The sequence below is a fragment of the Bradyrhizobium ingae genome, assembly GCF_055791185.1.
On the sequence record NZ_JBVUBB010000001.1, the window covers coordinates 567191 to 573856 of the forward strand.

Here is a 6666-nt window from a genome sequence, read left to right on the forward strand (position 1 = left end):
GGTCTAACGTGATCCGGCGGATCTCACGCCACCTGCAAAATCTGACAGGCGATCATGCGCCCGTTTTCTGCTGTCAAAGCCTTCCCAGTAGTTTGAGGAGGTCGACATGCATGCCATCGCGCTTCACAGGTCTCAATTTGGTCGCCATCTGGATCTTCTAAGATCGATGTATCGGCTCCGCCGCCGTGTTTTCAAAGACCGGCTGGACTGGAGCGTGTCAGTATCGGGCGACTTGGAAATCGATGTCTATGATGCTCTGAGTCCGACATATCTTCTCGTGGTTTCAGAGGAGAACAGGGTTCTGGGTTGCGTCAGGCTCCTGCCCACGACAGGCCCAAACATGCTCGCCGACACCTTTACCCATCTTCTGGGCAACCGGGCTGCGCCAAGTGACGTGGGCATTCTCGAAAGCTCGCGTTTCTGTGTCGATACAGAGCGCTGTGTCGACCCCGGCCGAAGCGGGTTCAATCGCGCCACCTTCGTGCTGTTTGCTGCGATGCTGGAGTCGATTCGAGCGGCGGGAGCGCAATCCATTGTGACTGTCACCGATGCGCGAATGGAACGCATCCTCAGGCGAGCCGGTTGGCCCTTGGAGCGGCTTTGCGAGCCGCAGCCGCTTGGGCAAACCATCGCGCTTGCGGGATTTCTCCACGATTCAGATCGGGCGCTCGAGGTCATGTACCGGCAAGCTGGCGTGGACGGTCCAGTTCTGATCGTGCCCGAATCGGTGCGCAACGTTGCTTGATCCCTCGCTCAGCGGTCGCTGACGTCTCGTTCCATGCTGGCCGATCCGCGACATAGCTGCGTTGTTCTTTTGAACACGACCCGAGGTCGTGGGGTGGACGCTCATGCGTCCATCCTTGGCATCGAGCGGCGCCTCGCTTTGCTGTCCGCGTGTCGGGAGGTCTTTGGCATTCCCCAAATCGCAATTGGCAAGCAGCGGGACCTACTTCCTGATCATATTGCCGCTTACATAGAGTGCTTGGATGTCGATCCCTTGGTGGTTTGGCAGGATCCACGGCTCGCCGCACGCCTTACGGAATTAAGTTCGGGCGTGATCTTTTTGGGCGGAGCGTTTCTTGAAGAAGAGGTACTGATCACGGCGTTGGAAGGAGTGCGGCATGGGTACGACATCCGGTTGCTCTCGGATTTGTCGGTTGCACGTGACGATGGCGATCGGTCGATTGCTTTGGCGCGATTAGCTCATCACGGCGTCCTCGCTACAACATTGCGCCAAGCTCTTCTGGAATGGGCCGTGTCTCTGGGCGATCAGGCCATCAGCCGGAAGGTTCGGGAATTGCTGTCCTAAACGGCGCCTCCCGCAAGCTGCTGCTTGCGGGCCGGGCTCTCGTGAACCGAGCCCGCCTTGCGGTCTCGGCCTTACGGCTTCGATCCCTGGCGCAAACACATCGTCCACCGCGGTTCTGGCGCGCACGTGCCGTCTACGTAATCGATTGCACGCGAAAGTCTCGATAACGTCCAGAAGACCGTTTGGGACGACGCTTTGCGGAGCCGGCCGCAGACGGCCGGCGCTTTTGATGAGCCCCCGGCAGGCGCGGTGGGCGGCGCTCCCGTATAGCCCCGAACCGGCGGGTCGCAACCGCGCTTCCTCATAGTTCGAAATGACGATTGCTTGCGTAGCGCGGTCCTCCGCTCTCGCTCCGGCCGTTCCGGTGCGTCCCGCCTCAGAGTTCGGGGCTGTCCGGTCGCTCTTCGCCGCCCACCCCGCCTTCCGGGGGCAGGGCGCGTAAGAGAAGGGAACGGAGATCGTCATGCCCAAGCGCTCATCGGACAACAAAGCGAGCAAGCCGAAAGCAAGTCTCTATGGGGAGATTACAGCCCACATCGTCGCTGATCTTGAGGCGGGTGTCTTTCCTTGGGCCCGGCCCTGGGGGAGTGGGGGCGGCAATCAGGCCTTCGCACTGCCTCGGAATGCGGCAACAGGCAAGGCTTATTCCGGGATAAATGTCCTGATCCTGTGGGGCCGGCTGTTTGAATGCGGCTTTGCCTCCCAACGGTGGCTCACGTTCCGCCAAGCGTCCAGCCTCGGCGGCACCGTGCGCAAAGGTGAACACGGCGTCACCGTTTGTTATGCCGATCGGTTCGTTCCCAAGCGCGAGCAGGGCGGCGCGACCAGCGCCAGTCATGACAAGCCGGCAAAGGAAGAGGCGTCCGTTCCGTTTCTCCGCCGCTACACGGTTTTCAACGTCGATCAATGCGACAACCTGCCGGATCATTGCATCGTCGCGCGGCCGTCGTTACCCGAGCGCGAGATCGTGCCGCAAGCCGAGGCGCTGGCCGCTGCGACGCTCGCCGATGTCCGCATCGGCGGCGCCAAGGCCTTCTACCAACCATCGGACGATACCGTCCATATCCCGCCGCAACCGGCTTTTTTCGAGCAGATCAACTACTACCGAACGCTGTTTCATGAGCTTGGGCATTATGCCGTAAGCCGGATTATGCCGCATGGCCGAGTTTGGCGGCTAGCTCACCGGGATTCGACCATGCGGCGATTAGGCATAATCAGAGCTAGCAGGAACGGCAAGTATCGGGCAGCAAGCGGTCATACCGATTATACATTTAACAGCCGCTCTCAGGACAAAGTGGACGCTGAGTGGTATTTGATGGTTGGTTGCGAGCGGGTCGAGGATTGAGAATGTCGTTAGCCGTCGTGTCGTTTGACGGCCCGGTGGGTGTCGGGAAAACAACCTTGGGCCGGGCTGTTTCAGCGCGCTTAGAAATTGGATTTGTCGATGGAGATGACTACTCTGCCCCAGGGCCATGGCTCCGCTCGATTTTGCAAACAAGCCGCCGGATTGTTGCCGCTTGTGAAGAGCAGCTTGAAAGCCGTCCTGCGGTGATTATGGCCTACCCACTACGGCGCACAAATTGGCTATTCTATAGAGAGACCTTCCGGCGGCGTGGGATAGCTTTCCACTGCGTCAGCCTGACCGCCGATCTTGCTCACATCTCAAATCGTGAACGCGTCTTGACTTCCGAAGAGATCGCCCGAACCTCCCAGATGATTGCTCAAGGGTACGGTCGACGTCCGTTCAGTGATCTTGTCATGCGCACTGACGAAGTCGGATTTGAACTTACCTGTCGTCGTCTTTCCGCCGCCGTCAGCAATCTCATATCTCGGCCAATCCTCAAATCTGCGGATACCAGCTAAGCGCTCGAAGCAGCCATTCCTGTCGCAAAGTATCTATGACCGAATAGAGGTCGGAAGCTGCCGAAAATGCGCTCAAAAGATATAGCTTTAGCATGAAGAATGTTGCTCCAACCACTTGGAGCACAAGAAATGGAAATAGCTGAACCAACGACCTGCATCGACCTCTACTTCGCATCGTTCGAGCATAGCCTTTCGTCCAAAAACTACAAACCCGAGACCCTCGCGAACTATCGCTACCTACTTCGACGCTTCGGTCGCCTGCTCGACGCCGCGGGCATTGCGCCGTCGGCTTTGACGCCAGACCTTGCTGTCGAGCTTGGGCGGCGGTTGCCGGCCACACCGAAGAGCCAGGTCAAGATTCCTAATCTTGCCAGGCTGTTCGTTGCGCATCTCATTGAGATAGGAGTGGCGACGCGACCTCCGCTTACGCCTGCGCAAGCTGAACGTCAGGAACTGCTGAGCAACTTCGAAACCTATCTTTTGCGGCAGCGCGGTCTCAGCCCTCGTTCGGTCTATCATGTGCTTCGGTTCGCGGATCGCTTTCTTCACCGTCGCTTCGGCGACCATATGCTCGATCTGCCGGCGCTCAACGCCCGGGATGTCGTGGCGTTCATGGAGCACCTTCTCTCGCGCAAGCGCCCGTTCCGCGACAAGACGCCGGCAACGCATCTGCGCAGCTTCTTCCGGTATCTGTTCGCACGGGGCCTCACGACCACGAACTTGTCGCTCTGTGTGCCCAAGGCCCACAGACCGTGGGGCGCAAGGCTCCCTCGTTATCTATCGCCGGATGAGGTGGAGGCCGTTCTAGCCTCGGTGCGCGTCAATCCGCGCCATGGCGCTCGCGATTACGCAATGCTGCTACTGATGGCTCGCCTTGGCCTGCGCGCGCCCGAGGTCATTGCAATCCAACTGGATGATATAGATTGGCGCTCCGGCGAGCTTCTCGTTCGTGGAAAAGGGCAGCGCCATGACCGGCTGCCGATCCCGCCAGACGTCGGCGAAGCGATCATCCGTTATCTACAGGAGGAGCGAACCTCCACGACCACGCGCTCGCTGTTCGTGACGCATCGGGCGCCAAACCGCCCATTCAAGGACAGCCAGGTCATCAACGCCATATTGAAGGAGGCGTTCGCGGCGACGGGCGTGAAGCCGCCGACACCCTACGTGGGATCGCATGTTCTACGCCACAGCCTGGCGACCAATATGGTTCGAGCCGGCGCCTCGCTGGAAGAGATCGGCGATCTGCTGCGGCATCGGTCGCGGGCGACGACGATGATCTACGCGAAACTCGACACGGATGGCCTGCGTTCCATCGCCCAGCCTTGGCCGATCGCGGAGGTGGCACGATGAGCTTCCTTGCCGAACTTGACCGCTATCTGACCGTCAGAAGACAGCTTGGCGCCGATCTGAGCACGGATGAACGGATACTACGTCGCTTCGCAATGTTTGCCGACCGCGATGACGTGAAGTACGTCAATGCCGACCTGATCATGCGCTGGCTCGAGAGCTTGTCCTCTGCCAGTTCCGGAACCCGGGCAACACGCTTCAGAGTAGCTCGCCAATTTGCCGAATGGTTGCATGGCATAGACCCCAAGCATGAAGCCCCGCCCCGGGGACTGGTGCCCGGTCGCATTCAACGCGTGCATCCATATATTTATAGTGAGGCCGAAATCGTTGCGATCATCGAGCATGCACGGACTCTGCCATCGGTCTACGGCATGCGTGGCCTGACCTGTTCGACGCTCTTCGGCCTTATCGCCGTGACCGGACTTCGGATCAGCGAAGCTCTCGGTCTCGACCCTGCCGATCTCGATGGCGAATCCGGCGTGCTTCACGTCCGCCAGGGGAAGCTCGGCAAGGAGCGGTTGCTGCCGCTTGATCCGAGCGTCGTGCAGCGACTGGAAAGCTATGGTCGCGAGCGGGACCGGCTGCTCGGACGCAGGCCGGAAGCATTCTTCGTGACTTGCGAGGGGCATCGTCTTGGCGATTGCGGTGCGCGCTACAACTTCGCGCATGTATGCCAGCAGATCGGGCTGCGAAAGCCGCAGCTTTATCTTCGGCACGGCCGTGGACCACGCATCCACGATCTTCGCCATACCTTCGCGGTGCGCACCATGCTCAGCTGGTATCGGTCGGGCACGGACGTCGGCCGCGAGATGATCAAGCTCACGACCTGGCTCGGTCATGCGAGCCCCACTCATACCTATTGGTATCTCGAAGCGGTCCCGGAACTGCTGGAGCTGGCCTCCGCTCGGATAACGGGCGCGGCAGTGGAGGCGGAAACCCGATGAAGGCGACCAACTTCCCCGCGCTGATCCAGCGCTTCTTCACCGATCGGCTCTGCACGCAGATGGAAGCGAGCCGCCACACCGTCGCTGGCTACCGCGATGCATTCCGGTTGCTGATCCGCTATGCAAGTTCACGGTGTGGAAAGCCGCCCACGAAGCTGACGATCGGAGATCTCGATGCCGATCTTGTTGCCGACTTCCTGACTCATATGGAAACGGTGCGCGGCAACTCGGCACGCACCCGCAATACGCGTCTTGCCGCCATCCGCTCGTTCTTCCGTTACGTTGCATTGACCGACCCGAGCTGGCTTCTTCATTGCCAGCGCATTCTCTCAATGCCGAACAAGCGGTACGTAAAGCGGAGCGTGACGTTCCTTGACGCTGAGGAGATAGCGGCACTGCTGGCTGCGCCCGATCGAACGACGTGGGTGGGGCGGCGTGATCACGTCCTGCTGGTGCTTGCACTTCGGACTGGGTTGCGGGCGTCCGAACTGATCAACCTGCGCTGCAACGACGTAATCCTCGGCACCGGCGCTCATATCCGGTGCATCGGCAAGGGGCGAAAAGAACGCAGCACGCCTCTTCGTCGTGATACGGCCAAACTGATCCAGGCCTGGATAGGTGAACGCCTTGACAGCGACGGGCCACTGTTCCCGTCGATCCGGGGCGAGCGACTCAGCCGTGATGCTTTGGAGCATCTAGTAGGCAAGCATTGCCTCACGGCATCGCGAACCTGCCCGCGCCTCGCAGGCAAACACGTCACGCCACACACGCTGCGCCATAGTACCGCGATGGAGCTGCTCCATCACGGCGTCGACCAATCCGTGATCGCGCTATGGCTCGGGCACGAATCCGTGGAAACAACCCAGATCTATATCCACGCCGACATGCGGCTGAAGGAAAAGGCACTCTCGCAGGTCGCCAGCCCCGAAACGCATCCCGGTCGGTATCGTCCCAGCGACGAACTGCTCGCCTTCCTCGAAACGCTCTAATTATGCCGAATGCCGCATGGTCGAAAGCAAGCGTGACAACCGCCAACCTCGGCCATGCGGCATAATCCGGCTTACGGCATAATGACCATTGGACGAAGCCGCTCCGCGGCAGAACACTCGGCAAGAGTGGCCCATCGTCGGATGAAGGAATGCGGCTGAAGCAACTGTAACTGCTTTGGCGTGCCCTGGTGAGACGTAATTTGCAGCGTTCATA

General features: G+C 59.9%; 7 protein-coding genes. All 7 read left to right on the forward strand.

Annotated elements, in window-relative coordinates; all coding sequences use genetic code 11:
• Positions 1-106: 106 nt before the first annotated feature.
• The 7 genes from ACV1FX_RS02600 (at position 107) to ACV1FX_RS02630 (ending at position 6452) form a co-directional block, all read left to right on the forward strand.
• Complete coding sequence (locus ACV1FX_RS02600; protein ID WP_473115950.1) at positions 107-745, forward strand: acyl-homoserine-lactone synthase; 639 nt, start codon at positions 107-109, stop codon at positions 743-745.
• A 33-nt stretch (positions 746-778) separates the two neighbouring features.
• Positions 779-1309 (forward strand): cysteine hydrolase family protein, encoded by a 531-nt coding sequence (locus ACV1FX_RS02605; protein WP_473115951.1) that lies wholly within the window; start codon positions 779-781, stop codon positions 1307-1309.
• A gap of 463 nt (positions 1310-1772) precedes the next feature.
• Complete coding sequence (locus ACV1FX_RS02610) at positions 1773-2654, forward strand: ArdC family protein (RefSeq protein ID WP_473115952.1); 882 nt, start codon at positions 1773-1775, stop codon at positions 2652-2654.
• A 2-nt stretch (positions 2655-2656) separates the two neighbouring features.
• Positions 2657-3172, forward strand: coding sequence for a hypothetical protein (locus ACV1FX_RS02615; protein ID WP_473115953.1), 516 nt, complete (start codon positions 2657-2659; stop codon positions 3170-3172).
• 99 nt (positions 3173-3271) lie between these two features.
• Complete coding sequence (locus tag ACV1FX_RS02620) at positions 3272-4522, forward strand: site-specific integrase (protein ID WP_473115954.1); 1251 nt, start codon at positions 3272-3274, stop codon at positions 4520-4522.
• Complete coding sequence (locus ACV1FX_RS02625; RefSeq protein ID WP_473115955.1) at positions 4519-5463, forward strand: tyrosine-type recombinase/integrase; 945 nt, start codon at positions 4519-4521, stop codon at positions 5461-5463. The genes ACV1FX_RS02620 and ACV1FX_RS02625 overlap by 4 nt, the downstream gene beginning before the upstream one ends.
• Positions 5460-6452, forward strand: coding sequence for a tyrosine-type recombinase/integrase (locus tag ACV1FX_RS02630; RefSeq protein ID WP_473115956.1), 993 nt, complete (start codon positions 5460-5462; stop codon positions 6450-6452). The genes ACV1FX_RS02625 and ACV1FX_RS02630 overlap by 4 nt, the downstream gene beginning before the upstream one ends.
• The last annotated feature ends 214 nt before the right edge of the window (positions 6453-6666 follow it).